The organism is Halobellus sp. Atlit-38R, assembly GCF_003665925.1.
GTDB lineage: Archaea > Halobacteriota > Halobacteria > Halobacteriales > Haloferacaceae > Haloquadratum > Haloquadratum inordinatus.
On record NZ_QXIJ01000390.1, the window covers coordinates 1 to 438 of the forward strand.

Sequence of the window (438 nt, forward strand, 5' to 3'; positions counted from 1 at the left end):
TAAGCGGTCGGGGGTGACGTTGCTGTAGATAATCACGTCGTACTTCCTCGAGACGGTCGTCGGCGGGTTATCGACCGTCAGCGACACTTCCGGGATGACGGAGAGCGCGGTCGTCAGGAACTGATTTTCGTCGGTCGTGAGGACGAGGACGTCGACCGAGGCGTCCTCCGGAGCGGCGACGTACAGTGTGTTATCAGTAGGGAGGTCGTCACCCTGCGAGAGGCTGATTCGACCTCCACCCGTCGGGACCGGCAGTGTCTCCGTCGCCACATCACCCGCGTCCAATTGGACCTGCCGAGTGACGCCACCGAGTTCGAGTGACCGCGTCGCGGGCGCGTCGCCGTAGTTCTTCACAGTCACCGTGACGTTCGATCCGGAGAACCGTCGGTCGATGATGCCGACGTTGCCCTGTCCGCCGCCGTTGAACTGCCGAAGTTC

1 pseudogene is annotated in these 438 nt (G+C 62.8%); it reads right to left on the reverse strand.

Annotated features, from left to right (window positions below):
* Positions 1-438, reverse strand: a pseudogene (locus D3D02_RS20010) (hypothetical protein); the annotation flags it as partial.